Source organism: Rubritalea spongiae (genome assembly GCF_042652385.1).
GTDB lineage: Bacteria > Verrucomicrobiota > Verrucomicrobiia > Verrucomicrobiales > Akkermansiaceae > Rubritalea > Rubritalea spongiae.
The window spans coordinates 271,226-297,740 of the sequence record NZ_JBHSJM010000001.1 but is presented as its reverse complement, the minus strand read 5'-3'; the positions used below and the strand labels follow the sequence as shown (position 1 = coordinate 297,740).

22 protein-coding genes are annotated in these 26,515 nt (G+C 45.9%); 10 read left to right on the top strand and 12 right to left on the bottom strand.

The genetic code is table 11. From position 1 onward, the window contains the following. Nucleotides 1-8: 8 nt before the first annotated feature. The 6 genes from ACFPK9_RS01605 (at nt 9) to ACFPK9_RS01580 (ending at nt 8,784) form a co-directional block, all read left to right on the top strand. Nucleotides 9-1,706 carry a DmsC/YnfH family molybdoenzyme membrane anchor subunit gene (locus ACFPK9_RS01605; RefSeq protein WP_377092774.1) on the top strand — a complete coding sequence of 566 codons (1,698 nt, stop codon included), beginning with the start codon at nt 9-11 and terminating at the stop codon, nt 1,704-1,706. Between the two features lies 1 nt (nt 1,707). Then, on the top strand, nt 1,708-3,927 hold the full coding sequence (locus ACFPK9_RS01600) for a molybdopterin oxidoreductase family protein (protein WP_377092773.1): 2,220 nt from the start codon (nt 1,708-1,710) through the stop codon (nt 3,925-3,927). A gap of 208 nt (nt 3,928-4,135) precedes the next feature. After that, entirely contained in the window at nt 4,136-5,122 is a 987-nt protein-coding gene (locus ACFPK9_RS01595; RefSeq protein WP_377092771.1) for a hypothetical protein, read from the top strand. A gap of 102 nt (nt 5,123-5,224) precedes the next feature. Further along, a complete protein-coding gene (locus tag ACFPK9_RS01590) occupies nt 5,225-6,397 on the top strand; it encodes a hypothetical protein (RefSeq protein ID WP_377092770.1) in 1,173 nt (390 codons plus the stop codon). Between the two features lie 107 nt (nt 6,398-6,504). Continuing rightward, nucleotides 6,505-7,962, top strand: a complete 1,458-nt coding sequence (locus ACFPK9_RS01585; protein ID WP_377092768.1) for an alpha/beta fold hydrolase — start codon at nt 6,505-6,507, stop codon at nt 7,960-7,962. Nucleotides 7,963-8,037: 75 nt separating this feature from the next. Further along, the gene (locus ACFPK9_RS01580; protein WP_377092767.1) at nt 8,038-8,784 is read left to right on the top strand and encodes a GDSL-type esterase/lipase family protein; all 747 of its coding nucleotides are present in this window, start codon (nt 8,038-8,040) and stop codon (nt 8,782-8,784) included. Nucleotides 8,785-8,818: 34 nt separating this feature from the next. Here the strand turns inward: ACFPK9_RS01580 and atzF are convergent, their stop codons facing one another. The 10 genes from atzF to rpsP all read right to left on the bottom strand — a co-directional run bounded on the left by atzF (nt 8,819) and on the right by rpsP (nt 20,711). After that, nucleotides 8,819-10,621: an allophanate hydrolase gene (gene atzF, locus ACFPK9_RS01575; protein WP_377092765.1), complete on the bottom strand. Its 1,803-nt coding sequence runs from the start codon at nt 10,619-10,621 to the stop codon at nt 8,819-8,821. A 38-nt stretch (nt 10,622-10,659) separates the two neighbouring features. Continuing rightward, nucleotides 10,660-14,268 (bottom strand): urea carboxylase, encoded by a 3,609-nt coding sequence (gene uca / locus ACFPK9_RS01570; protein WP_377092764.1) that lies wholly within the window; start codon nt 14,266-14,268, stop codon nt 10,660-10,662. A gap of 3 nt (nt 14,269-14,271) precedes the next feature. After that, a complete protein-coding gene (locus ACFPK9_RS01565) occupies nt 14,272-14,904 on the bottom strand; it encodes an urea amidolyase associated protein UAAP2 (protein ID WP_377092762.1) in 633 nt (210 codons plus the stop codon). A gap of 13 nt (nt 14,905-14,917) precedes the next feature. Then, nucleotides 14,918-15,640, bottom strand: a complete 723-nt coding sequence (locus tag ACFPK9_RS01560) for an urea amidolyase associated protein UAAP1 (RefSeq protein WP_377092760.1) — start codon at nt 15,638-15,640, stop codon at nt 14,918-14,920. A 4-nt stretch (nt 15,641-15,644) separates the two neighbouring features. Then, entirely contained in the window at nt 15,645-16,115 is a 471-nt protein-coding gene (gene nikR, locus ACFPK9_RS01555; RefSeq protein ID WP_377092759.1) for a nickel-responsive transcriptional regulator NikR, read from the bottom strand. 7 nt (nt 16,116-16,122) lie between these two features. Then, on the bottom strand, nt 16,123-17,010 hold the full coding sequence (locus ACFPK9_RS01550; protein WP_377092758.1) for an ABC transporter ATP-binding protein: 888 nt from the start codon (nt 17,008-17,010) through the stop codon (nt 16,123-16,125). Nucleotides 17,011-17,040: 30 nt separating this feature from the next. After that, nucleotides 17,041-18,327, bottom strand: a complete 1,287-nt coding sequence (locus ACFPK9_RS01545; protein ID WP_377092757.1) for an ABC transporter permease — start codon at nt 18,325-18,327, stop codon at nt 17,041-17,043. Nucleotides 18,328-18,420: 93 nt separating this feature from the next. Continuing rightward, on the bottom strand, nt 18,421-19,404 hold the full coding sequence (locus ACFPK9_RS01540; RefSeq protein WP_377092756.1) for an ABC transporter substrate-binding protein: 984 nt from the start codon (nt 19,402-19,404) through the stop codon (nt 18,421-18,423). 190 nt (nt 19,405-19,594) lie between these two features. Next, nucleotides 19,595-20,341 (bottom strand): biotin--[acetyl-CoA-carboxylase] ligase, encoded by a 747-nt coding sequence (locus tag ACFPK9_RS01535; RefSeq protein WP_377092754.1) that lies wholly within the window; start codon nt 20,339-20,341, stop codon nt 19,595-19,597. A 118-nt stretch (nt 20,342-20,459) separates the two neighbouring features. Beyond that, nucleotides 20,460-20,711 carry a 30S ribosomal protein S16 gene (gene rpsP, locus ACFPK9_RS01530; protein WP_377092752.1) on the bottom strand — a complete coding sequence of 84 codons (252 nt, stop codon included), beginning with the start codon at nt 20,709-20,711 and terminating at the stop codon, nt 20,460-20,462. Between the two features lie 240 nt (nt 20,712-20,951). Between rpsP and obgE the strand changes: the two genes are divergently transcribed. Next, nucleotides 20,952-22,052: a GTPase ObgE gene (gene obgE / locus ACFPK9_RS01525; RefSeq protein WP_377092751.1), complete on the top strand. Its 1,101-nt coding sequence runs from the start codon at nt 20,952-20,954 to the stop codon at nt 22,050-22,052. 64 nt (nt 22,053-22,116) lie between these two features. Continuing rightward, nucleotides 22,117-22,485, top strand: a complete 369-nt coding sequence (locus ACFPK9_RS01520; protein WP_377092750.1) for a gamma-glutamylcyclotransferase family protein — start codon at nt 22,117-22,119, stop codon at nt 22,483-22,485. An 8-nt stretch (nt 22,486-22,493) separates the two neighbouring features. Here ACFPK9_RS01520 and ACFPK9_RS01515 read toward each other — a convergent pair whose 3' ends face one another. Continuing rightward, complete coding sequence (locus ACFPK9_RS01515; protein WP_377092748.1) at nt 22,494-23,042, bottom strand: hypothetical protein; 549 nt, start codon at nt 23,040-23,042, stop codon at nt 22,494-22,496. Nucleotides 23,043-23,305: 263 nt separating this feature from the next. On the opposite strand from ACFPK9_RS01515, the gene pheA reads away from it, so the two are divergent. Then, on the top strand, nt 23,306-24,577 hold the full coding sequence (gene pheA / locus ACFPK9_RS01510; RefSeq protein ID WP_377092746.1) for a prephenate dehydratase: 1,272 nt from the start codon (nt 23,306-23,308) through the stop codon (nt 24,575-24,577). Between the two features lie 5 nt (nt 24,578-24,582). After that, entirely contained in the window at nt 24,583-25,881 is a 1,299-nt protein-coding gene (gene lysA, locus ACFPK9_RS01505) for a diaminopimelate decarboxylase (protein ID WP_377092744.1), read from the top strand. Here the strand turns inward: lysA and ACFPK9_RS01500 are convergent. After that, nucleotides 25,871-26,515, bottom strand: a complete 645-nt coding sequence (locus ACFPK9_RS01500) for a hypothetical protein (RefSeq protein ID WP_377092743.1) — start codon at nt 26,513-26,515, stop codon at nt 25,871-25,873. The genes lysA and ACFPK9_RS01500 overlap by 11 nt on opposite strands.

Sequence of the window (26,515 nt, the reverse complement as noted above, 5' to 3'; positions counted from 1 at the left end):
GATGGCGTATGACAGGGATGAACAAGGGGATGCCGATTTTAGATCGCGTAGACTCATCGAAAATAACTGAACTTTCTAATGCGGCCACAGAGGTGACCTTGATTGATCAGTTGTTGACTGAGCAACGCAGCTTGTCAGCTGTCGAACGTTTCAGTCAAAAGCATGAGGCGGAAAGTACTCCCATCCAGTCGAAATACTACAAAGACCTGATTCCTATCCGCAAACCATCAACTGGCGAGCAATATGCTTTCGAAGTCGATATGGATAAGTGCACTGGTTGTAAGGCCTGCGTGGTTGCTTGCCATAGTCTCAATGGACTTAAAGAAAAAGAATCATGGCGTGACGTTGGGACCATTCGCGGTGAAGTCGATGGCGTTGCCGAACAACAGACTGTCACCACCGCTTGTCATCATTGCATAGATCCAGGTTGCTTAAGTGGCTGTCCAGTTGGGGCCTACGAGAAAATGGAAGACACTGGAGTTGTGAAGCATTTGGATGACCAATGTATCGGTTGCCAGTATTGCTCACTCAAGTGTCCATACGATGTTCCTAAATACGATGACGATCTCGGGATTGTGCGTAAGTGCGACATGTGTCATGAACGACTTGCTGAAGGGGAGGCGCCAGCTTGTGTGCAATCTTGTCCGAACGGTGCGATTTCTATACAGGTGATCAATGTCGCGGTATCGCGAGAGAAATCGATGAAAGGCGGCAGCATGGTTGCTGGAGCATTCCGCTCAGATTACACACTCCCGACTACCAATTTCCGTAGCAAGCGTAAGCTTGATACAAACATGCTTCCAGCAGATGATAAGGATCTAACGCCAGCGCATAATCACATACCGCTTGTGTGGATGTTGATGCTTACGCAGGTAGCTGTTGGTGCATCGATCACATGCTTTGTCGGCCAGACTTTCGCTGCTGATGCATTCCAAAAAGTTGCGCTCGCGCTCTCCGCTCTCGCCGTTGTGTTAGGAAATGTTGGACTGGTTTCAAGCTTGCTCCACCTCGGTAGCCCACTCGGTGCATGGCGAGTCTTCCTCGGGTTGAAGACTTCATGGCTCAGCCGCGAGATCCTCATCTTTAGCGCCTGGATGCCAGCGCTCATTGGTTATGCTGCTCTACTCTGGTATCCTGTCGCACAGGGATTCCTTCCTGAGCTTCTCACATTTGAAATACCATCGATTATTACGACTGGAGTCGGAGCCTCGGCAGCTATCCTCGGTCTGCTCAGTGTCTTTTGCTCAGTAATGGTTTATGTGGATACCAAGCGTGCCTTCTGGAGCATGCCGAAAACTTTTGCACGTTTCTTTGGTACAGCGCTGCTTGGCGGGTTTGCAGGACTTGTTTCAGCTCAATCTATATTGAATGACTCTGTTGGTCTCTCTGCTATAGTAGGACTCTTAATGGCTCTTTTCCTAAAAACGGCCATTGAGTTCTCCTTACTCAAGCCAGCGCAAGAAAAAGATTGGAGCTATGCTAAGAAGAGCGCATTGATTCAGCTCAAATCTCTAACGAGCACGCTCAGAGTGCGTGGAATCTTCATTGCTCTGGCAGTTCTAAGTCTAATCATTAGCCTCAGTTTCCCATTAGCTGGCCTGCTCTGTCTACCTTTGGTTCTGGTAGGTGAGTGGATAGAGCGCAGTATTTTCTTCCAAGCCGTGGTGACCCTCAAAATGCCTGGTGAACTTAATAAAGCCCATTAATATGCTCACACTTCCAAAACAACTCCAGAAAGTGGTCCCGCCAATTCGTCAGTGGGAGGGGCCGAAAACTGCAGAACTTTTACGTTCACCAGGGAAGTTTGGCTTAGGTCAAGTCCCCGCCAATCTAGTGCCAGATTCTACGACCAATGTGGTGTGTGGCTTTTGCTCCACAGGATGCGGTCTAAATGTGCATCTTAAAGATGGCCAGGCCGTATCGCTCACTCCGTCGACCCAATACCCGGTAAACATGGGGATGGCGTGCCCAAAAGGGTGGGAGGCGCTAACACCTCTAGAGGCTAGCGATCGCGCGACTACTCCTATGATCCGTCGCAAACGCGGCGGCGATCTGGAAGCTGTCGATTGGGACGAAGCGATGATCCAATTTTGTGAGAAGCTTAAAATGGTGCAAGAAGCGCACGGCCCAGAGTCCGTCGCCTTCCTTAGTACTGGTCAGATCGTCACTGAAGAAATGGCATTTCTCGGTGCTCTCACCAAGTTTGGTATGGGAATCCTTCATGGCGATGGCAACACCCGCCAGTGTATGGCGACCGCTGTAGCTGCTTACAAACAAAGCTTCGGCTTTGATGCTCCACCATATACCTACCAAGATTTTGAGGAATCCGACACCATCGTGCTCGTCGGCTCAAACCTCTGTATTGCACACCCGATCATGTGGCAGCGCATCGAGCGTAATCAGCACAATCCAGAAATCATCGTTATCGATCCACGTAAGACCGAGACTGCAGTGGCCGCTACACAGCATTATCCAATCGCTCCGAAGTCTGACCTCGTCTTTTTCTACGGACTGGCCAATGTCCTCATCTCAAAAGGCTGGGTCGACGACAGTTACATCGCTGAGCACACCAACGACTTCGACGCTTTCCGCGAGCACATCTCCAAATTTACCCCTGAAATGGTCAGTAAAGAAAGTGGCATTTCTGAGGAACAACTTCTGCATCTCGCCAAAACGATCCACCAAGGGAAACGCGTTTCTTTCTGGTGGACGATGGGGGTCAACCAAGGTCACGAAGGGACGCGCACAGCTCAGGCACTCATCAATCTAGCACTGATGACTGGTAACATAGGTCGTCCAGGTACTGGTGCGAACTCGATCACCGGTCAGTGCAATGCAATGGGGTCGCGGCTGTTCAGTAACACCACCAATCTACTTGGAGGTCACGATTTCGCAAATCCACAGCACCGTCAGAAAGTTGCCGACATCCTCGAGATCGACGAGTCGTGCATACCGACACAAGCCAGCTGGGCCTACGATCAAATCATTGATGGTATTTTCGAAGGTAAGATTAAAGCCCTGTGGGTTATCGCCACTAATGGTGCGCACTCATGGATTCATCAAGACCGCTTTAAGCAAGCGATGGAGAAACTCGATTTCCTCGTGGTACAAGACATGTATTCCATGACCGAGACAGTGGCTCACGCAGACTTACTCCTACCTGCTGCTGCATGGGCAGAAAAAGATGGAGTATTCATCAATTCTGAACGACGTATAGGCCCTGTCAAAAAGGTGGCGATCGCGCCTGGCCAGGCATTGTCTGATTTTAACATTTTTCGGCTCGTGGCCCGTTATTGGGGTTGCGACGACATGTTTCGTCGATGGACGAATCCTGAAAATGCATTTAAACTAATGGCTTCTCTCAGTGAAGGTCAACCATGCGACTTTTCAGGCATTAACGATTATCGTATGATCGACGACTGTGGAGGAATCCAATGGCCATGCCCCCCTGATGAGGTGGAGGGTTTAGAAAATGACAACGAGCGCCGGCTCTTCAGTGATGGTAAGTTTTTCCACCCTGATCAAAAAGCAAAGTTCTTGTTCAGTGAACCCACACCAGTGGCCGAACCAACTGACGATGAATTTCCCTTTGTACTGCTTACAGGTCGTGGAAGTTCAGCACAATGGCATACCGAGACTCGCACCAAGAAGTCTGAAGTGCTACGCAAGCTGCATCCTGCAGAGATTTACGTCGAAATAAATCCCAAGGATGCGCAACGTCTCAAGATCGAGCCTAACAGCAAGATCGTGGTGAAGTCGCGTCGCGCAGAAGTGGAAGTAACCGCAAGTGTCACTCCGAGCGTGTACCCTGGCCAACTCTTCATGCCAATGCATTACGCAAAAATGAACAAGCTCACCATGGGCTCCTTCGATCCATACTCACGCCAGCCGAGTTATAAGTTCTGCGCTGTAAATGTATGCTTATAGTAGAAAATAGTGGCATTGGTATATTCGCTGTTGGCGCATCAAAACGGAATGGTTTTATTCATTTTTGATGAAATCGTTCTTTTGTTTTGTCATGAGCGTTTAAACTCTCTAACGGTTTTCGAGTCGGTGAATTTTGTTCTTCGTGTGCGCTAAGAATAAAATTCACATTGCTATCTAAATTATTGTCACTCAAGAAAACTCACTATTCATGCAATTATTCTATAGGGAGGTCATCCTTACGCTTTCTTTAGGCTTACATGCCATTGGCGCTCCAGACGACGAGGTTCGTTCATTTACAAGATCGTCAGATAATAAAAGTATTGAAGCTCACGTTGTTTCTTATGATGGGAAGCAAGTTGTTTTAGCTGTGCAGGGCAAAAAGAACTACACGTTTGATTCTGCTATTTTCACAGAAGACGACCAACAGTATTTCCAAAAATGGGTTTATACAAGTAAAGGTATGCCAGCTCCTAATGAGCTAGATCCACGTATCAAGCCAAGTGCAACGTTTAGAGTCGAAATGCCGAATCTTGCTCAAACCTACACCAATAAGCCTGCAGGTTTTACAATTTCTCTCCCGCCAAACTATAGTTATCCCGAAGCAACACCACTTTTAGTATTTCTTAACGGGGGGACTGGGAGCGAAAGCCTTAAACAGGCTAAAACAATTGCTGGGTCTATGGGGTATATTCTAGTCTCGCTACCTTATACCTCTGAAATAGATAAAGATGGCCCCCTAGGAAATTCAGAAAAGAATATGGAGCTTATCGAGGCATACCACAGTGTCATGTTAGAAAGGCTTCGTAAATTAGTCCCAAATCTATCGCAGACGCATCGAGTAATTGTGGGGAGCAGTAATGGAGCACATATTATAGGCTCGGCAATAGCTATGGATTGGGACTGCTATTTAGATTACTTCAATGCATTTGCTCTTTGGGAAGGAGGTGGATCAATTTCTAGAAACTTCAAAGCGGCTCGAGGGAAGGAATATCAAGTTTGGGTTGGTTGGGGAGAAAAAAGTGAGTTTAAGGATTTCACTATTGGGGTAGCTGAAGCGATGGATGAGTCGAGAGTCAATGTTACGCAGCAGGCTGTAAAAACTGCAGGCCATGGCCTTAATAAAGAAGCAACTTTATTGATAAAAGAATGGTTGAAAAAAATTGCTGAACCTCACATGCAGGGTATAGGATCTTAAACTTTCCTATATGCTTAGCCCTACAATCATTTAAGACTTACAGCTTGAAAGGGATTATGCTTTAAATGAAAAATCATGATCCAAAATCCCTTATACTGTGTTATGTTCAAAACACTTGCGTTGATCCTCACTTCCACCAATATCCATGCAGCAACGCAAGTTTCAGCCCCTCACGCCAATCTTTCGTATATAGGAAAGGCTCTTATCAAAGAACAGAGCACACATACTTTCCAAGAGCTAGATAAGTTCCACCTGTCTGATATTCATTTGAATCAGGGCACACTTGCTCAGGCTCTCAGTGTTATTTACTCGGAATATAAAAAGACGTGTGTACTCACCAAACAGCAGCCCCTCAAGATTCAATACACAGGGGTAAGCACCAAGAGCAGAACGCTCAATGTAACACTCAGCGGAACATTTGCAGAGTTGAATAAACTCGTCGCAACCTATTACGGGTGTGAGCTCCAGTATACACCAGCTAGCAATACAATTGAGTCAAAATTCTTAGCTCCCGATAGCGCTATTACTCAAGCTGAGATAACGCTTCCACCTGATTGGGCTCAGATCTTGGAGTTGGCACCATTTGCGGAAGCAGGGGAGACAAAGGATGCCGAGGAAAATTCACTCAAAAAACTAACAGCTTTGCTGGATTTGGAAGAAGATACTCAGTATGCATATTCCTCAAAAAAGTGCACGCTGAGTGTCAGTGGTAGCCCTCTTTCGATTGCGAAGCTCCAAAAGATTTCCAGTATTTTGCAAAAGAGGAAGCCTAAACAAATACGGGTAGCCACGAAGTATGTTGGATTACCCAATACACTAGACGTACTTGCTGATACTCTAGTCGGAGACAAAATGCTATTTCTTAATGATGGGCAAACACAGATGATTATGCGCAGTATATGTCAAATTAAAGGGGCCAGCATAATGACTGCTCCGAGCACTATTTCCAGGAATCAAGAGCTTGCACAACTTGAAATTATAGATGAGTTCGAATCTGGAATAATTACCAAGAAAAAGCAATGGACTGGGTTGCGGATGCATCTCTACGGAGAACTCTGTGGTTTTGATATCACTTTAAATCGAGAAATATTTATCGGCCAACGTGAAGGGGTTCTGAAAAAGGTCCATTATTACGATTACAAGTATCTTAGCAGGACTAGGGATGGAAATACGACAGCACGCTATTCACACAGTCGCGATGGAGTTAATTATTACGTGTTCATGACCAGTAATATCATCGATGCCACAGGAAAGCGAGTGAAGGACCTAAACTAAAAAGTTGTAACGACCTTTAGAAAATCGAATATATCGATTGTTATGTTGCCTCTATTGACAGCATAGAGGATTGCTTTTCGAGCCCAGACGAACACACTGTCATATCCATGAAAAAGGTCGCTAAACACACTCTAACTATTCTATATCGCTGTATCGGCTATGGTTTGTTAGTCACGTTTGTTTCCATAGTCTCGATTGTTGTCTATGTGTTAGAGCAGCGAGCTGACCTTGATATTTGGCATGAGGTTGATCTTGATACTGAATACCGCGAGTCGATGGACTTGCAGGATTTTTCTGAATACCTCGCACTTGAAGATCGGCTTTTTGAGCAACTGGAAAAGGAGGTTTATGAGAAGACTCCTGCTGGCGACGCCACTTCGATTAATCGGTTCCACAAGGGGAGCATGATGGATCCCACGAGTATGACAACGAATTGGAACAGGACCTTTATCATGGAGCAAAATGAGCCAAGTGCTGGAGTCCTATTGCTCCATGGTCTCTCAGATTCACCCTATAGCCTTCGTCATTTTGCAGATAAATTCTATCAATCAGGTGCCAACGTTATAGGATTAAGGATTCCTGGTCACGGGACCGCTCCGTGTGGGCTAGTCGATGTGAAATGGAAGGACTGGGCTGCAGCTGTACGTCTCGCGGCAAAGCATTTGAAACAGGAGATTGGCGACAAACCGTTTTATCTGGTCGGATATTCGAATGGCGGTGCACTCTCGGTGATCTATTCCTTAGAATCGATCAATGAACCTGCACTCCCAATTCCCGACGGAATTATCCTGCTCTCACCCGAAATAGGAGTGAGTAAGGCTGCGTCCTTGGCTGTATGGCAAGGGCGAATGGGGCATTGGCTAGGTTTAGACAAGCTTGCTTGGAACTCTATCAAGCTAGAATACGACCCCTACAAGTATTCGTCATTCGCGGTCAATGCGGGTGATCAAGCTCACCGCATTACGCACGAAATTGAGAAACGTATTTCAAAAATGGAAGGTGATAGGGGACTTGGTGCCTTCCCACGCGTGCTCGCATTTCAGTCCGCAGTTGACGCCACGGTCACTGCGCCGACTCTGGTATCCCGCTTATTTTCGCGACTTCCCGAAAAAGGGCATGAACTCGTCCTTTTCGATATTAACCGACGAAAAGGGATTGAACATTTACTTACGAAAGATCCCGCCGCTGAGTTTACTCCTTTATTAAAAGGTTCTGAGCATTCCTTCGCGTTGAGTGTGGTGACTAATGCACGAGAAGAAAATGCTGTCTCATCTGAAGTGCTACTCAAGCATCGCGATGCGGGACAGTCAGAAATCACGAGTACTCCGATAGGGATTGACTGGCCACAAGATATTTTCTCGCTTTCTCACATTGCCCTCCCATTTCCAGAATCCGATCCGCTCTATGGCAGTGGAGGGAGTAAAAAGGCTGCCACTCTTGGGAATCGAGCCCTTCGAGGTGAGCGAGGCACCTTGCTCATCAGTCCAGGGGAGATGTTGCGTCAGAAGTGGAATCCTTTTTATCCGTGGATGGAAAAAAAGACGCTCGAATTTATGAAACTTTAGCTCTATGTCTATGAAAGTCCATGCGATCTTAGATTATGACCGCATTGCAGATCTCCAACTCCATTAGTTATTTTAATGAAAGCTTTTCGCAAACTCATCACGATCCCTCTCTTTTTACTCTCTGCATTAGTCGCAAGCAGTGAATTCTATACTCCGAAAGACGATCTGGAATCTCTTCAGAAAAATAAAAAAGAAGATGCTGCGCTACCAAACGTACTTTTGTTAGGCGATTCGATTTCAATTGGCTACACACCTACTGTGGTCGAACTATTGGATGGAAAAGCTAACGTGAGCCGCCCGACCAACAAAGCTAGAGTTAACTGTGGTGATACAGAGAGGGGACTCAAGGATCTCGATAAGTGGCTCGGCGATAAGAAGTGGGACGTGATCCATTTTAACTGGGGACTGCATGATTTATGCTACAGACACCCTGATGCTAAGGTGTACGGGAAGCGTGACAAAATCAACGGCACCGTTTCCGTGCCAGTTGAGAAGTATCAAGAGAATCTGGAACAGTTAGTTGAGCGTTTAGAGAAAACGGGAGCGATTTTGATTTGGGCGAGTACTACTCGAGTTCCCGAGGGTGAAGCTGGAAGGTTTGTGGGCGATGATGTGAAATATAATGCCGCAGCTAAGCAAGTGATGGATAAACATGAGGTGACTATCAATGACCTCCACGCGCTCACAGCGAGTTTCGGCCCCTCATTATTCTCGAAGCCAGGTGATGTTCATTTCTCTAAAGCTGGTTCTGAACAGCTGGCAGCTCAAGTGGCTTCCGAGATCTCTAAAGCTCTGGACAAATTAAATACGCCGAAGGAGTAAAGAGATCTGAAAGCTTATTTCACCGTTGTTGATTTCAGCTTATAAATTTCCTCCAGTCGGCGAGATGCGAGATATTCTTAGCACCATTTATGGGATCTTTTAGCACATAAGGCTCACAGATAAAACCTGGGTAGTCCTTACCATCTTTAAGTTTAACTTTCCCAATCCCTAATGGCGCAGGAATATTGGCGACAAAGGATCCAAATTTATCTGTAGGAATTAACCATACTTCTACTTCAATGGCGATGGCATCTTCATTGTCTTCAGCAAGTCTCAAAACACCTGGGCGAGGAGGGATGTTGTCACCGACTGGGGGCAAGGCAAAGAACTGATACAAAGGTGCAGTCTGCGTCTTTTTCCATAGCTTAGCATTACGTGTCGTGAGTTGCCAATTAAGTGCCAAACCTTCGAGATGCGCACCACATACGACGATTGGATTCCATCCAGCTGGAACCTCAGAGCAGTCATGTGAAATACAAGGGGCATCTTCCATGAATTTAGTGGCGAGGTCTAATAATTTTGCATCGTGGAATGCAGGCGCAAAAGCAGTCACACCAAATGGCATTTTATTTTTATAGAAACCTGCTGGGAACGCAGTGGCCGAAAAATCTAGCAGATTCATGAAGTTCGTATAATAGCCTAAGTTCGAATTGAGTTCGACGGGATTAGCTTCTACTTCTTCTCTGGTGTAACATGTGCCAATGGTCGGTGTAAGTATGAAGTCGACCCTTGCAATAGTCTCATCAGCAATTCGTTTGAGAGACTTTAACTTGTATTCAGCCTTAAAGGCATCTGCTGCTGTAAGGTTCTCCCCACCAGCAATGATAGACCGAGTGACTGGGTGCAAAATTTCAGGGTTCTTCTGTATAATATCTTCTATCGCGACATAACGTTCAGCTACCCATGGACCTTCATAAAGTAAGAGGGCAGCGTCGAGAAATGGAGAGAAATCTATGGTGTGCTTTTCGCCACCCATAGCTTCCAATTTCCTCACTGTATTAAAAAATAGCAACTCAGCCTCTTCGTTACCAAAAAAGTCCAACTGTGATGCATGGGGAACTCCAAAGCGAAAAGTGGATCCTAGCGCACCTAGTGGTGCAGCTTCGGGTAGCAGCTTATTCTCTACAGCATAAGGGTCTGCCGGGTCGAACTTCGATGCCACATCATAGACTTTTTGTGCGTCTACAGCGTTGTTGGCAAATATCGACACACAGTCTAGAGACTTACAAGCAGGAATGACCCCAGTGCAGCTCAATAGTCCTTTAGTTGGTTTATGGCCTACAATATTATTCAATGATGCAGGAACTCTGCCGGAGCCAGCTGTGTCAGTACCTAAGGAAAAACTCACTAAACCTTTTGCGACAGCAATAGCGGACCCTGAACTAGAACCTCCGGGGATATACTCAGGTACACAGGCGTTTTCAGGCACTCCGTAGGGAGAACGAACACCGACGAGGCCAGTGGCAAACTGGTCGAGGTTTGTTTTACCTATGGGAATCGCGCCGGCGGCAATGAGTTGCTCTACCACAAACGCAGATTCTTTTGCGAAGTATTTGAAATCAGGACAGGCAGCGGTAGTTGGTGCATCAGCTAGGTCAATGTTGTCTTTGATCGCAAAGGGTACTCCATACAGTGGTAAATCAGCTGGATCTTTCGTTTCTAGTTCTCTTGCATAATCGAGTAATTCTGACTCCGAAAGAAGATGAATCCAGACAGCAGATGGTTCGAGAGCTGTTAGCTTTGCATGCAGTAGTTTAACTAGCGATGAAGGTGTGAGTTCCCCGGCTTGGTAGGCTGTGGACAGTGAAGAGATTGTTAGGTCGGGCAGGGTGGTCATTGAAAGAATGCGTTAGTAATTTTTGAAAAATCGCGTAGTTAGTTTTGGATTGAGGCAAGTATGTCTCCAGCTTTCACTGAGGCTCCTTCTTCTGAAAAGATACCTGTTACTCTGCCTTTACAGGGGGCGGTGACGGGGAACTCCGTTTTCATGCTTTCAATGATCATGAGTGTTTCATCTTCTTCTACTTCAGAACCTTCTTTTACGAGAACCTTCCATAAACTACCAACGATAGGGGCGTAGACTGCTTCGTCAGAATCTGGGATCTCGATAGTGTCTTTCTCAGTCATAAGCTCAGAGTCTACTGCAGAGAAGTTCATCGCTCCGGTGCGTTTCCAGTCGAGCCTCTCTTGTTCAAATGCTTCTTGTTGGACTGATCTGAACTGTTGGATGTCATCCTCATTTGTTTTGAGGAAGTCATGATAGTCGGAAACTTTAAATGTGGTTTCCTCTATCTTCACCTTGTACTGTCCTGTGAGAAACTGCTCACGCATTTCTAGCAATTCAGATTCAGAGACGGGGTGCCATTTAATCTGATCAAAAAAGCGCAGTAACCAAGGCTGCAAGAATTGCTCTGTCTTGTGGTAACGATTCCAAATCGGCAATGTGCGACCAACGAACTGGTACCCACCGGGGCCTTCCATACCGTAGATGCACATATATGCACCGCCGATACCTACCGCATTTTCAGGTGTCCACGTCCTCGCTGGGTTGTACTTAGTCGTGACTAATCGATGCCTTGGATCTAGCGGAGTGGCTACAGGTGCGCCGAGATAAACATCTCCGAGACCTAGGACAAAATAGTTTGCATCAAAGACGATTTTTTTCACATCCTCGATCGAGTTTAGACCGTTGATTCGTCTGATGAATTCGATGTTTGATGGGCACCATGGAGCATCGGATCGGACGATCTGCATATATTTTTCAATCGCGAGTTGGGTGCTAGGATCATCCCATGAGAGGGGAAGGTGGACAATTCTGCTAGGGAATTCCATTTCGCTCACTGGAGGCAGAGCTGTCTCCTTTTTAGCGATTTCATCAAAGACATCATTGAGGCTGACAATGAGTGGATCGAATTGGACTTGGAGTGAACGAATCCCTGGAACTAATTCTAACAAACCATCAAAAGGTGAATCACTCAGTGCTTGGTAGAGTGCTTGAGCTCGAAACCTTAAATCAAGATCGAGCTCCATTTCACCAAACTCGATTAACACAACTCCATCACCACTTTGGCGGTAGGTAGTTTGTGGACAGTCTACTGAATTGCTCTGCTTGATGATAGGATTTGTTAGAGGTTCAGAAGGCTGAGTTGTGGTGAAAGGCTGTTTGATGCTTGCAGTAACATCCTCCATTATTGAGCACAGCTGTTGCTCTTGTGCTGCTAATAATTGTTCTGCTGTAGTATTTGAGATGTTGATAAAACGAATTTTATCTCCTGCTTTAAGTTGGCCAATTTTCCAGAGGTCAGCCTTTGCTACTACTGCTGGGCAGACGAAACCACCGAGACTTGGGCCGTCGGGGCCGAGGATGATTGGCATATCACCGGTGAAATCGATCGAGCCTATTGTGTAGGCATTGTCATGAATATTCGATGGATGAAGTCCAGCTTCGCCACCGTCTGAACGAGCCCATTCAGGTTTGGGACCAATGAGTCGAATCCCAGTTCTATCAGAGTTGTAGTGCACCTCCCAGTCGCTTGAAAAGAAGCTATCAATGTCGGACTGTGTAAAGAATTCGGGTGCGGCATGTGGCCCATAAATCACATGGATTTGCCATTCATTGGATAGCGTTGGGAATTGGGTTTTATCGACAAGAGCATGACTGGTCGTTTTTTCAGTCGGCTTAATTTGAAGAATGTCACCAGTTTGCAATGGACGGCCAGCGTGTCCACCAAACTTCCCGAGACGGAAGGTGGATTTACTGCCTAGATAGTCAGCAGCATCAAGCCCGCCTTGGAATGCTAGATAGCAACGCTGTCCAGCACCTTGCGATAGGCCTAGCTTGAGTACGTCTCCTTGCTTCACTTCGAGGATCGTGTTGGTGAATACATTCTGCCCATTGAGATGAGGCGACATATCAGCACCCGCTATGCAAATTGTGGTATCGCAGCCGAAGCGCAAAGTGGCACCTTTCACTGAGCATTCTAGTCCCGCTTCGGTAGGGGAATTTCCTAATAGGATATTAGCTAAGCGGAAATTGAGTGAATCAAATGGTCCTGAGGGGGGTACACCCACATCCCACATACCTATGCGACCGGGGTAATCTTGGATTGTTGTTTCGAGACCAGGTTGGAGGATTTCTATACGTCTATCTTCATAGGTGAAGTCATTCAGAAAACGGGTGTGTACTATACCCTTGATGAATGCTTCGGATTGGAGCGTAGCTTGTAAAAAACGTAAATTGGACTCGATGCCGAAGATCTCAGTCTCCGTGACGGCGCCTAATAATGCCTTGCGAGCTTCTTCTCTATTGTCTTTATAGACAATGATCTTGGCGAGCATAGGGTCATAGAATGGTGAGACTTCTGTGCCTGAAGTTAACCAAGTGTCGCAGCGAGCATCTTTCGGAGCAACGAAGAGATTTATGAATCCTGTGCTAGGTTGAAAATCCTTTTTAGGATCTTCTGCGTAGACTCGCACCTGCATAGCGTGACCCGACGGTTTAAGATGCAATGATGAAAGCGGTGGCATGTCGTCAAAACCTAGCTTCACCATCCATTCAACAAGATCGATACCCCATACTTCCTCCGTGACGCCGTGCTCGACTTGCAGACGCGCATTTACTTCTAGGAAGTAAAAGGTCCGATCAATGTCATCCCAAAGAAATTCCACGGTTCCAGCTGAGCGATAGCGCACGGATTTCGCTATCTGAGAAGCCGCGTCAAATAATGCTGCACGTTCATCGTCACTGAGACCTGGAGCAGGAGCTTCTTCAATGACTTTTTGGTTGCGTCGTTGAGTTGAACAGTCGCGTTCACCGAGCGTAAGAATATTTCCTTCACCATCACCAAAGACCTGAACTTCAATGTGTCTCGCACGCTCAATATATTTTTCTATGAAGACGCTGGAATCAGAGAAGTTAGAATCGGATAGACGTACGACTTGAGCGAATTTTTCAGCAACCTCATGCGAATCATAGGCAACTTGCATACCAATTCCACCACCACCAGCAGAGGATTTAATGATGACTGGATAACCAATTCGCTCTGCAACAGAAATAGCCTCCTCGTCAGTGAATAAAAGATCACTACCTTCCAATAATGGCACACCGTGTTTGCGTGCGATGTCTCTACATAGGTGCTTAAGACCACAAGTTTCCAGTTGATCAGGAGTCGGACCTAGGAATTCGATGCCATGATCAATACATTGTTGAGCGAAACTAGCATTTTCACTTAAAAATCCATATCCGGGGTGGATGGCATCCACTTGAAGTTTGACAGCTTCTTTAATGATATGCTCGGCATTGAGATATGTTTGTTGAGGGGCGTTACCCGGAAGATGGATTGCTTCGTCGGCCTCGAGCACGTGAGGGGAGTGCTTGTCAGCATCTGAATAGAGAGCTACGGAGCGGATTCCAAGTTTGCGAAGCGTGCGTTGGATTCTACAGCTAATGGCACCACGGTTGGCGATGAGAACTTTCTTTTGCATGGTTTATTCCCAGATGAAAACTTCAACAGGTGTTGGGTTGTATGCGTTACAAGGATTGTTGAGTTGCGGGCAGTTAGAAATGAGGGCGATCACATCCTTCTCTGCCACCATTTCGACGTATCGACCAGGAGCTGAGATTCCATCAGCAAAGCTAAGTTTCCCTTCAGAAGTGACAGGCACATTCATGAAGAAGTTGATATTGCACGTGATGTCGCGCTTGCCCATCTCGTGTCCCCAGCCATTGAGACCGCAAATAAAACTATCACGACATGCGTGCATGTGCTCTTTTTCAAATGCATAGCGCATGACGTTAGACTCACGGGAACAAGCACCGCCAAGAGTATCGTGCCGGCCACAGGTGTCTGCAGTGACCTTGAGAAGCGCATTTCCTTGATTACTGTATAGTATAGTCCCCGCTGTGATATAGAGGTTTTTCTGACGTTGAATCGTGTCGCTTGCACTGTATCTGTCAGAGGTGTCTTTCGCGCAGTAAAAGAGCGTGTCTGCAGCTTGATTTCCTTCTAGATCAAGAATGCGAAAGGTTTGTCCCTTCTTGATTTTATGCATCCAGTGATCTCCGGCTAGGATGACTTTTCTGTAAAATGCCTTATTTATATCTTTGTTAGATTCGATCATTTGAATGCCTAGGTTAGGAGTTTAGCAGGTAGTAGTTCTCAGTATTCTTAAAAGCCCGTATATTTTCGGGGCGTGAGTTTTTACAAGCATCGTCATCAGCCACAGGATCAGCATTGAAGACTTCTAATGAAACTTTCTTTGCCTGATAGTTTGATGAATTATCTAAAGGGTGAGGGCAGCTGTTGAGTACGACTAAGGTATCCATTTCAAAGCGCAGCTCGATGTAATCCCCAGCTTTTGAGTTTCCCTCGACGAAGTTGAGGTTTCCTAATTCATCAGGAGTGACTTTGCTGAATAGATTGATGTTGGGTACCATATCTCTGATGCCGAGCCCCCATTTACTTAGCTCGATGAGGAAGTTCTCATGACCGTCACGGTAAAAGTCATTGCCTGCTTCTTGGTAGGTTTTTACGCCATACTTTTCCTCTATTAATTGTTGGTTAGAACAACCACAGACAGTGTCGTGCCAACCCACTGTATCAGCTGTAATACTTGCTAAAATGTGTCCCATGTCTGAGTGTAAACAGTAGGGATGAGTGAGGTAGAAAATGTACTGACCTTTTAGTGTGTCAGGCATGTTGTAGCGCTCTAACATTTGATCCGCGTTGTAGAGCAGTACTCCGACATTTGCGCCTCCTTCTAGATCTGTTATCCGCAGGGTTTTGCCGCGTTTGATACGTTGTGACCACATGCCAGAAGGCTGTAGTGTCCATTGGTAAAGTGCTGATTTTGACATGGTTTTAAATACTTGATGAATTATTTGAACGTGGGTGGATCGGGGGCATAATGATTGAGGTGAGTGCCAAGTTGCCGGTACGTACACCTTTGCAGGACGTGAGACGGTCACATATGGCTCGCAATTTTGAAGCAGGTCCTTGAACCAAAAGTACTTCCATTGTGTTGTCGTCTTCTAATAGGACATGTTGCGAGCTGATTACTTCATCAATGTATTCTCGCTGGATTTTAGAAATATTCTCCAAGAGACCTATACGAGACTCATCGTAGACCAAGGTGATCGTGCCCGCGACGGTGTCGTCTCCATAGTGGTTACAACTAGCAATCAGGCTTTGATTAATCATTTCGGATATTGCCTGCGACCGACTTTGAAACCCTTTTGTTTGAGTGTACTTATCAAGATCTTGGTAGACCTCTGGACTGAGGGACACACTAATGCGTTTGACCTTTTCTTTCTTTAGCTTCTTCCGTTCCATAATTTGGTTATTCAACTTCATCTCCTTTCTTCGTCATTTTGAAAACAGGGGCTTGTTCTTCATCCATCCGTGGGTGGATAAGTTTTTCTAAACGTTTCTTTACCGCTAAGAATTCTGGTTGCAGGAATTGATCTAAGGAGCGAGGGCGTGCGACTGGGTTTTCGATCAATTCAGCAATTCTTCCCGGGTTAGGTTCGAGCACTAAAATCCTATCCGAAAGGTAAACGGCTTCATCTAGATCATGGGTGATGAAGATGATAGTGATGTCGACCTTGCTCCAAATCTGAAGGAGAAGGCTTTGCATTTGCGCTCTCGATTGAGCATCAAGTGCACCAAATGGTTCATCCATGAGCAAGATTCGAGGTTTATTGGCGAGGGCTCGAGCGATTGCGACTCTCTGTTTCATACCACCTGAAAGTTGGTGAGGGTAAGAATCGGCAAAGCGTTCTAAACCAACAAAAGAAAGCCATTGAAGGGCTTCAGATTCAGTTTCCGCGCCCTTACCGACAGTCATTTCTAATCCAAACATCACATTTTGTTTGGCCGTAAGCCACGGGAAGAGAGTGTAGCTCTGAAACACCATGCCTCGGTCTGGCCCAGCCCCGTGGATTTCGTTCCCTTGAAGTTTCGCCACGCCGGAGCTCGGGGTTTCGAAACCAGCGAGGATACGCATCAACGTGGATTTCCCACAACCTGAGGCTCCCAAGACAATGAGAAATTCCCGATTGTGCACTTCAAGGTTGATGTCTCTTAGTGACTCTACATCTTTTTTGCCGCGAAATACTTTTCCTAATCCCTCAACAGAAAGCTCGATGGGGCGTTGCTTAAGTTTGTCGAAGCGTTGTTTAACATCTGCTGATTGGAGACGGTAATCGGGAAGTTTAATGGTGTTCATATCGAGAAATGGAGATTGGATTAAGAGCTGTTATTTTTCGTTTGATTGCCAAGGGAACAACTTAGTTTTGAGGTAGGCTAAAATTTGATCAGTAATGAAACCTGTGATTCCAATTAAGATGATGACTGGGTAGACGCGATCAAAATTCCTTCTAACGCCTTGAGTGTCGATAACTTCCGTGAGCCCTGTTTTAACACCAATGAGTTCTGCAATGACTAGCCATGTCCATGCCCAGCCTAGGGCGATGCGAAGATCGTTGTAGATAGATGGGAGACTTGCAGGAACGACAACACGAGTGAGCAGCCCTTTGTTCTTAGCACCTAATGTCTGTGCAGCTTCTAACAAGGGAAGATCCACCATGCGTACTGTTTTTGTGAGCATTAACAGCAGATGAGGAAAGGTTCCAATGAAGATAAGAGCTACTTTAGGAGATTGGTGTGCACCTAGAATAGCGACTAAGAGAGTTCCGAAGGCCGGCGCTGGCATATAGCGGAAGAAGTCCCAGAATGGTTCAAAAAGTTTGGCGAAGACATCATAGGTGCCGGCGATCACGCCAAGCGGAATTGCAATCAAAGCAGCCATCAGAAAACCTAACAGTACTGTTTGTAGAGAAGTGAGATAACGGTCGAACATGCTTGGCTTATCACCAGTAGGCTCAGCCTCCCAATCGCGGATCCCTGTTTCTAATACCTCATGTGGAGCTGGTAAGAATACTGGATTTGCAGGTCTCCCTTGAGGAAGTAGATTCAGTAAAGGTTGCTTAGGGAACTTACTTTTCTCGTAAGTAGGAGAGTAAGAGGAGAGAATAGCCCAGTTCTGTTTGATAATCTCAATATTTTCCTGAGTAAGTGGCCTTTTTCCTAGGATAGATGGATCGGCAGCAACTTTACCCCAAGCTTCATAAATCAAGTCGTCTGAATCAGACTGCTCGTCAGAAATAAGCCCATTTTTCACTAGAATATCTGAGAGGCGTCGTACTATTTTGAGGTTTTCTCTTTTTGAACCACCTGTTTCTCCAGCGGCCCGTTCATCAAGAATTAGCTGATTCTGTTCCTTGGTGATTGCAACAAGATCAGGTAAATAATCTTTGCGCACATGATCACCTGCAGTGTAGACCGTGGATCCAAAGACTCCACCAAGATCTAACTTAACATCAGGATGCCAAATGAAAGGAGTGTAGCTTACAATGCACCATATAAGTAGTGGCAGGATAAATGAGAGGGCACTCAGCGATGCTGCGCGACGCTTGTTCAGGGGCTTGGCAATTCTAAACCAAGCTTCTGTCCGCTTGTGCTTAGTTGTATTCGCAGCACTCATAATAATATTATTTAATCAATTGGTAATACTTTCATTTTTACAAAAAAGGCCTCTGTCGCCGAGGGGAACGATGAGGCCTCTCAGTATGGAAAATTATTTTTTGAGAGCTTTCGTTAGGGAAGGATCGAGGTAGTTTTCGATTTCTAAAGGCTTCTCGTACACTTCGAACTTCACATTGAAGCTATCGACAAATTTGGTTGATCCGTAGACCGACTCTAAACCTTCGCTTTTTTCCCATTTAGCGAGTGCTTCATCAAGACTGAGGATATAAGTACCCTTAAAGAATGGTTCGTATTCCTCTGGTTTGACATCTACGCGTGCCGCAAGGATTTTCAGCGCTTCATCCATGTTATCTTCATCATGGAGATAATCCACGACTTGATACCAAACTTTGACCACTTTGGCCCATTCATCTTTTCGGGTAGCAAGACTTTCTGCATCAACACTAAGTAGGTCATAGATGATACCAGGTGCGTTCTTAGATGTGTATACAGCAGTGGAGCCATTTACTGCTTTGAGAGCGTTACCGGAGTTAGGTTGCCATGCACCAATCGCATCTACGGCACCAGACTTGAGAACTTCCGCAGTCTTATCAGTCGGTGTATTTACGATTTCTACATCATCAGGCTCGAGACCGTTGTCCTCCAGAGCTTTAAGTAAGAGTAAGTGGCAGACAAATCCTTCTTCAACACCCACTTTTTTTCCTTTGAGCTCCTTCACTGATGTGATGCCAGGCTTAGCAACGATCATGTCATTGCCGTTAGAATAATCGTTAATGATAATACCGACTGATGGCTTACCTGTCGCGCCAGTAACCAAGGCGTCACCATTGGTCATACACACTGCATCTACTTTACCTGCCGCATATGCATCCATTGATGCTACATAATCAAACCAGAGAAATTCAACGTCGACTCCGGCTTTTTCAAACCATCCTTTTTCGATAGCAATTTCCCAGGCCACCCAACCAGGCCAGTCTGAGTATGCAATTTTTAAGGCTTCGGCTTGACCGAAGGTGGTCGATGCGAGGAGGGCGAGCGTGGCAAGTGATTTCTTAAAGTTAGAAATGAGTTTCATGGTGTGGGTATTATTTAACGCGAGTTTATTAATACTGACCTTCACATCATTTTACTGACGTATCCAAATGAGATCAGTTAATGAGTACAAAAGCATTGACCGTGCCAAATGCGCTTTTGAATCACTCCCAAGATGCATGAATTCAATTAATAACTTCGGAACCGTATTAATGGTGCCCGTACTAAAAAAGTCAGACGATTAGTCTAAAGTCATGGCCTGAATCGACTTCGATAGCTCCAGTGCCATGATCAATGAGTAAGTAGCCATTCTTGCTTAAGCCTTTTCCTATACCTCGAAAAACCTTTGAGTCCATAGTGTATTGGAGCTCTCGATTATAAAACAAGTCTAGGGGAGCAATACCCTCTATGATACTTTGATAGTGATGCTGGCATAGGCTCACTTTCTGAACGAGTTGATTCAAGATAGTTGAAAGTAGCTCTTCGCGAGAAATTTCATAATCGAGCTGGGAAAATATTGAGGTTGCAGTCTCGAGTACAGGTGTCGAATTTACGTTGATACCAATTCCGATCAGCGTAAATCCTTTGATTTGCTCAATGAGAATTCCAGCCACTTTGAGTCCATCTATATAGATGTCGTTTGGAAATTTCACCTGTGGCATGAGCTTGTATGACTGCATTACATTGGCCAGTGCCAGCGCCACACTTGTAGCTACTTTATGCACCTCGGATAGCGGGAGCTCGGTCTCGATTACAGCTGTCATTAGTAGATCTTTTCCTGCTTCACTCTCCCATGAGTTTGCACGTCTACCGCGTCCGCTTGACTGTTGCTCCGCTAGGAATACGCATGGGGAGGATGGGGGATTTTTTAATATATACTCCTTGGCTTGCTGGTTGGTCGAATCTGTTTCCTCAAAATAGTGAAGCTCCCAATTTTTTTCAGTGGATCGAAACTGGCTGGCTGAAAAGAGAGAGTGCATGATATGGGTGTCTAGTTATAGGCTTGAATATATTAGCTAGAGACTGAGCTCACCGTTAACAAACAAAAAGGCCGCCCAATTGAATGGACGGCCTTTCAAAAAATCTTCTAACTAAAAATTAAGCTTCGAGAGCTGCTTTCTTAGCCTTCTTGATGATGTCACGAACTGTGTCAGAAGGTTGCGCTCCATTAGCGATCCAGGCGTCAGCCTTTTCAATGTCGATAGTGAAGTTAGTACCTTCTTGCATCGGGTTGTACGCTCCGATTTGCTCGATGTAACGGCCATCACGACGCTTGCGGCTGTCAACGGCTACGATCTTGTAGTAAGGACGATCTTTCGTGCCTTGGCGATTTAGTCTTAGTGCTACCATAATAATAAATGTTTATTTGATAAACGCTTTCCCAGAGAGTCCAGGTCGGCGGGTGCGCGAAACTTGCACAGAAGTGGGTGCTTTGCCAAGTTAAATCTGATGAAATTGCTTGATAATCATATACTCTAGGCGAAAAAAGCGGGATTTCTCACCGATTGTTGGTTGCTGAAATAAGATTTACTGTTAAGAAGTCGCTCCGCCCAGAAATTTTCCACACTTTTACTGAACTAAAACAAAGCCATGTTTGTCGATAATATCCGAGTATACTGTAAAGCCGGTGACGGTGGTAACGGAGTCGTGCACTTTCGCCGTGAAAAATACCTTCCTAAGGGTGGCCCTGATGGTGGTGACGGTGGTGACGGTGGTGATATCATCATCGAGTGTAGTCCCAATACCGACAATCTACGTGAGTTTTTCTACGACCCTAAGCTGGTTGCTAAAGGTGGAGCACACGGCGCAGGGGCACGTAAGCATGGTAAAAATGGCAAAAAGGTAATCGCTCGGGTTCCTCCTGGGACCGTGATTTACAAAAGCCCAGCGCTTTCTATTAAGGATGCTGTGGAGATGGAGCGCGAGGAGGGGATCGATCTCGAACCTGTGGCCGATCTTACCACTCCCGGTGAAACATTTGTGCTATGTAGGGGAGGAACTGGCGGAAAGGGGAACTGGCATTATAAGTCATCGACTAACCGCGCACCAGAAGAGCACACGCTCGGAACCGAAGGTGATGAGGGAGTCTACTATTTTGAATTACGTCGAATTGCCGACGCTGGAATGGTGGGATTCCCTAATGCAGGGAAATCCACATTGGTGGGCAAACTTTCAGCAGCTGCACCAAAGGTTGGCAACTACCCATTTACCACACTTCAACCAACTGTCGGTGTAGTCGAGTTCCCTGGTTTCCGTCGCTGCACTGTGGCTGACATCCCCGGACTCATTGAAGGAGCCCACGAGAACCGCGGCTTAGGTCACGAATTTTTACGTCATATCACACGTTGTCATCTATTACTTTTCGTAGTCGACATGGCTGGTTTCGATGGTCGAGACCCAATCGAAGATCTTCAAACCTTACGTACAGAAGTGAAAATGTACGATGAGGAACTAGCGAAGTTCCCATGGATTGTAGTAGCTAATAAAATGGATCTTGAGGGGGCTGAGGAAAATCTTGCGGATTTCAAGATGCGCTTCCCTAAGGTGAAAATCATTCCAGTTTCGGCTGAAAAGGAAGAAGGTCTAGATGAGCTACGTGAACATCTCAACGAGAATGTGGCGTATCATCTACACGGCACTAATCATCAAGACGGGTTAGATGACGAATTGGAAGAAAGTGAATCTAACTAGCGTCTATCATTCTGTAAATTAGCCAGTTGAGTGTCATTTTCATGAACTTTAAGTAGTTTTATTTATGGCGAAATTTGAGCGTGTATTCGTGTATGGCTCTTTGAGAAAAGGGGCTTCGAATGCACATCGTATGGCAAAAGCGAACTTCCTTTGTAAGGCAATGGTTGCTGGTGAACTTTATCAAGTGAGCTGGTATCCAGGTTTGGTGCTTAATGGGGCATCACCGGTGATTGGTGAAGTGTATGAAGTACCTCGTAAGCTGATGGATGATCTCGATGCGTACGAAGGCTCCGAGTATCGGCGTCTTCGCAGAATGGTTACTGATTCAGGCGGTGCGCAGCATGAAGTCTGGATTTATGAATTTATCGCAGACGCAAAAAACCTCCAAAAAATCCCGAGTGGAGATTGGATGGAGGTTGAGAAGGGGCTTTGAGTGAATGCTCAGCGCGTCGGCAATCCTACATGCTTATTCACGAGTGTAATCTTGTGAGGGTCGTAGGTATCTTTGGGAGAAAATAGCCAACCTGGTTGGCGGTCTAGCACTTGATATCCTGATGCTTTAAACTCAGGGAGAAAGAGATTGCTCGCAGGATCGTACACTTTGCGTCCTGTGTAGGAGCCGGTGATTTTATAATCATAGTTTTGATCGTAACCATGGCGAGCATTTGATGGGCCGCTTTCAGGGAGTCTATCTGGCTGGGGCCGTACGGATTCATTCATCATCACCAGCTTTGCCTCCGACCAAGGCTGACGAGGTTTTCGTACATATCCCCAAAAACGAGTTTTCGAGACGAAGTAACGTCTGCCGTAATAAAAGTCTCCAGTGGGTTCCGTGAGGATTTCAAGCTGGCGTTGCTCGGGGCTAATGTCACGACCGCCGAGGCTGCCGCTAGATCCTGAGCTCGCCGACGTGCTTGCGCAGTTAGTTAGACCTACGCTCATGAAAACAGACGAGACAACTACGAGAGCCTTTGCTGAAAGTGAATGCATCCCCACATCCTTTACGGATACTCAGGCGCGTCAAGTTCAAGCAGGGCTCCACGCTACACTTTTAAATTCCGCATTACATACATTGTGTTAAGTTATTAGAAGTGGGTAATATGGAGGTTCTGCTCGGATTATGAAGCTTTGGTGCTTTTGTTGGCTTAAAATGTTTTTGTGAGTCACTGAAGGCTTGCTTGCATGAGCGTGCAGATTTATTGAATTTGCGTACACGCAACCGGCGTCTTCTCCAACCCAACTTCATTCTACACGTGCCACTCAACGATATACGAAAAAAAATCGATGCGATTGATTCTCAGCTCATTCAAATACTGAACGAGCAAGCTAACAATCCTAGTGATCACGCTGCGTTCGTAGAATCAGAAGTACGCTCCAAGCTCAACAGCATCAGTGATGGCCGCATACCTGAAGATTCGATATTCTTTATTTACCGTGAAATTATTTCAGCGGGTTTAGGCATCACTAACGAATCGAAACTGAGCAAGCTTGTCCAGCTGCTCAATGATCGCGCCGACTGTGTGCACATCGTTGGCGAAATTAAGAAAAAAGAAGGTTTACAGATTTACGCTCCTGAGCGTGAAGAATCCTTATTGCGGAAACTCTCTTCCATGAGTGACGGCGTCATTTCTGAAAAATCAATCAGAGCTATTTATCGTGAAATCATGTCAGCAGCGCTCGCTCTTGAAGACGATTTAAAGATTGCCTATCTAGGACCTGAAGGCACGTGGACGCATCAAGCTGCTATCTCTAAATTTGGTCACAGTGTGGAGTATTTACCACAGGCCAATTTCTCTGACGTTTTCGAATGCGTGAACCACGGTGATGCAAGTTACGGTGTGGTGCCGATAGAAAACTCTACGGAAGGCGCCGTTTCTCACACGCTTGATTTATTTGTCGACTCTCCATTGAAAATTTGCGCTCAGATTCTTATGCGGATCGAAAATGGTTTGATGGCTGACATTGATCGCGACGCTATTAAAACTCTCTACTCGCACCCGCAGGTATTCGGTCAATGCAAGAACTGGATCCTTGAGAACTTGCCACATGCTGATCAAGTTGAAGTTTCTTCCACGACTAAAGCGGCATGTATCGCTAAGGAAAAAGCTGGTGAAGGAGCTGCAGCAATGGGCGGCCCGCTCGCTGCTGAAATGTACGGCTTAACGATGTTAGAGTCGGGGGTTCAGGATAATTCGAACAACACGACTCGCTTCTTGGTGATCGGTGAAAAAACTTGCCCACCTACTGGCGACGACCGCACTTCCCTGCTCTTTTCAGTAAAAGATGAACCAGGTTCCTTAGTTAAAGCGCTGCAAACTTTTGAGGCTCAGTCGATCAACATGTCAAAAATCGAGTCACGCCCATCGAAGCAACGCGAATGGGAATACTATTTCTACGTCGATGTCTCCGCTCACGCTGAGGATGTCAATGTCGTCAAGGCTCTGGAAGAACTTAAGAAACATTGCTCAATGATTAAAATTCTAGGCAGCTATCAAGATATAAAAATTTCAAACACAACTAACTAATACTTATGCACTCCTTCGAATATAAAAATGGATCTCTCTACTGTGAAGATGTTGACTTGCAGAAAGTGGCAGAGGAATTTGGCACTCCAACATACGTTTACAGCGCAGAAACACTTCGCAACAACTATACGCGTCTAGATCAGGCTCTAGCTGAGCTCGACCACGGAATCGAGTACGCAGTAAAAGCTAACTCTAACCTTTCTGTTCTTAAACTTCTCGCTGACCTTGGTTCCGGTTTTGACATTGTATCAGCTGGTGAGCTCAAGCGCGTGATCGCAGCTGGAGGCGATGCTGGAAAATGTACATTTGCAGGTGTTGGTAAGACTCGTGCTGAAATCGAATACGCAATCGAACAAGGCATTTACTGCTTCAATGCTGAATCTGAAGCTGAAGTGGCTTTCATCGATAAAGTAGCTGGTGACCTTGGTAAGAAAGCGCCTGTGGCAATTCGCGTGAACCCGAATGTAGACGCGAAAACGCACAAGTATATTTCCACTGGTAAATCTGAGAATAAGTTCGGTGTCGATTTCGAATACATTGAAGATGCCTATGATCGCGCATCCAAACTTGAAAACATCACACTCCGCGGATTGCAGATGCACATTGGTTCACAACTTACAGATGTGAAGCCATTCATTGAAGCGGCAGAAAAAGTGGCACCACTCGCTGCTAAATTGAAAGAGCTTTACGGGATCGAGTTCTTCTCTATCGGTGGAGGGGTAGGCATTGTCTATTCCCCTGCCCTCGCATCGGGTTCTCAAGACTGGTGGGATAGTCACACAGAAGAAGCTCGCCCACTAACTCCTGAGAAATACGCTGATGGCGTGATTCCGTTTCTCAAAGATTTAGGGCTTAAAATCTTAGTTGAACCAGGTCGTTACATCGCTGGTAACGCTGGCGTGATGCTTACTGAATGTCTTTACGAAAAGAAAGGTTCGGCCAAGACATTCAAGGTGGTGGATGCCGGCATGAATGATCTCATTCGTCCAGCTCTTTACGAGGGTCACCATGAGATCTTGCCCGTCGCCGAGCCCACAAAAGAAACTCCACACATCACTATGGACGTGGTAGGTCCGATCTGTGAAACTGGCGATTTCTTCTGCCAAAACCGCGATCTCCCGGATTTCGCGGAAGGTGAATTTGTGGCCTTGCTCAGCTCTGGTGCCTACGGATTCGTAATGGCGTCTAACTACAATACGCGCGGACTTCCTGCAGAAGTGTTGATCGATGGCACATCGACAAAAGTGATTCGTCCACGCCAAACTGTAGACGACATTCTCGCTACTGAGATTGCTAGTCTTTAAGCACTAACTTCAAAAAGGTTCCTGGAATAAGTCGTGCCCATGGCACGGCTTGCACAGAACTCACTAAAGCTTCCTCCTCTGTTAAACGCGGTAGAGGTCTAGACTTTTCTATGCGGCTCACCATTAGGTGGGCCGCTTCTTTTTCCACTGACATACTGAGCCAGAGCATGACAGTGCTTAATCCTAGACTGAAGGCTAATAGGCAGATGCCAATTATGAGAGGAAGCTTCCCTAAGAGACAACTAAAGCTGATGATTAAAATGATGAAAAGTGGCGCCGTGTGACCGAGTTTGAGCATTTTAAGTCTCCAACCGATTGGTCCGCTATGATTTTCGTGAAGTAAGATAAGCCCGAGATTGACGATCGCTCGAGCGTGGTGCGACGCGAGTTGACTCTCCTCATAATGCGCTGGAAGTTGAAGGGTCTTTTTTTGGGGATGAATCGCGCCCCTCTTGCCGCTGAAGGTGATGATGACATCTTTTCGGCCTAAATCGCATGAGAGCTTTTTAAGTATTTCTCTGACAGATGCACTGACTTTTTGTTCATTTAAAAGAATGCGGAGCCCAAATATATTGGCGAAAACGCCTCCAATGATGAAAGGGATCAAGGAGGCTAGAATCAATAATCTCCACAT

Bases quoted from the DNA above. Each gene is read 5' to 3' on its own strand.
- ACFPK9_RS01560 (WP_377092760.1), bottom strand. From the start codon at position 15,640: ATGTCAAAATCAGCACTTTACCAATGGACACTACAGCCTTCTGGCATG.
- obgE (WP_377092751.1), top strand. From the start codon at position 20,952: ATGTTTGTCGATAATATCCGAGTATACTGTAAAGCCGGTGACGGTGGT.
- rpsP (WP_377092752.1), bottom strand. From the start codon at position 20,711: ATGGTAGCACTAAGACTAAATCGCCAAGGCACGAAAGATCGTCCTTAC.
- ACFPK9_RS01520 (WP_377092750.1), top strand. From the start codon at position 22,117: ATGGCGAAATTTGAGCGTGTATTCGTGTATGGCTCTTTGAGAAAAGGG.
- ACFPK9_RS01600 (WP_377092773.1), top strand. From the start codon at position 1,708: ATGCTCACACTTCCAAAACAACTCCAGAAAGTGGTCCCGCCAATTCGT.
- ACFPK9_RS01585 (WP_377092768.1), top strand. From the start codon at position 6,505: ATGAAAAAGGTCGCTAAACACACTCTAACTATTCTATATCGCTGTATC.
- ACFPK9_RS01595 (WP_377092771.1), top strand. From the start codon at position 4,136: ATGCAATTATTCTATAGGGAGGTCATCCTTACGCTTTCTTTAGGCTTA.
- ACFPK9_RS01500 (WP_377092743.1), bottom strand. From the start codon at position 26,515: ATGTGGAGATTATTGATTCTAGCCTCCTTGATCCCTTTCATCATTGGA.
- ACFPK9_RS01545 (WP_377092757.1), bottom strand. From the start codon at position 18,327: ATGAGTGCTGCGAATACAACTAAGCACAAGCGGACAGAAGCTTGGTTT.
- ACFPK9_RS01565 (WP_377092762.1), bottom strand. From the start codon at position 14,904: ATGATCGAATCTAACAAAGATATAAATAAGGCATTTTACAGAAAAGTC.
- atzF (WP_377092765.1), bottom strand. From the start codon at position 10,621: ATGACCACCCTGCCCGACCTAACAATCTCTTCACTGTCCACAGCCTAC.
- ACFPK9_RS01535 (WP_377092754.1), bottom strand. From the start codon at position 20,341: ATGCACTCTCTCTTTTCAGCCAGCCAGTTTCGATCCACTGAAAAAAAT.
- ACFPK9_RS01550 (WP_377092758.1), bottom strand. From the start codon at position 17,010: ATGAACACCATTAAACTTCCCGATTACCGTCTCCAATCAGCAGATGTT.
- ACFPK9_RS01580 (WP_377092767.1), top strand. From the start codon at position 8,038: ATGAAAGCTTTTCGCAAACTCATCACGATCCCTCTCTTTTTACTCTCT.
- uca (WP_377092764.1), bottom strand. From the start codon at position 14,268: ATGCAAAAGAAAGTTCTCATCGCCAACCGTGGTGCCATTAGCTGTAGA.
- ACFPK9_RS01540 (WP_377092756.1), bottom strand. From the start codon at position 19,404: ATGAAACTCATTTCTAACTTTAAGAAATCACTTGCCACGCTCGCCCTC.
- ACFPK9_RS01515 (WP_377092748.1), bottom strand. From the start codon at position 23,042: ATGCATTCACTTTCAGCAAAGGCTCTCGTAGTTGTCTCGTCTGTTTTC.
- lysA (WP_377092744.1), top strand. From the start codon at position 24,583: ATGCACTCCTTCGAATATAAAAATGGATCTCTCTACTGTGAAGATGTT.
- ACFPK9_RS01590 (WP_377092770.1), top strand. From the start codon at position 5,225: ATGTTCAAAACACTTGCGTTGATCCTCACTTCCACCAATATCCATGCA.
- nikR (WP_377092759.1), bottom strand. From the start codon at position 16,115: ATGGAACGGAAGAAGCTAAAGAAAGAAAAGGTCAAACGCATTAGTGTG.
- ACFPK9_RS01605 (WP_377092774.1), top strand. From the start codon at position 9: ATGACAGGGATGAACAAGGGGATGCCGATTTTAGATCGCGTAGACTCA.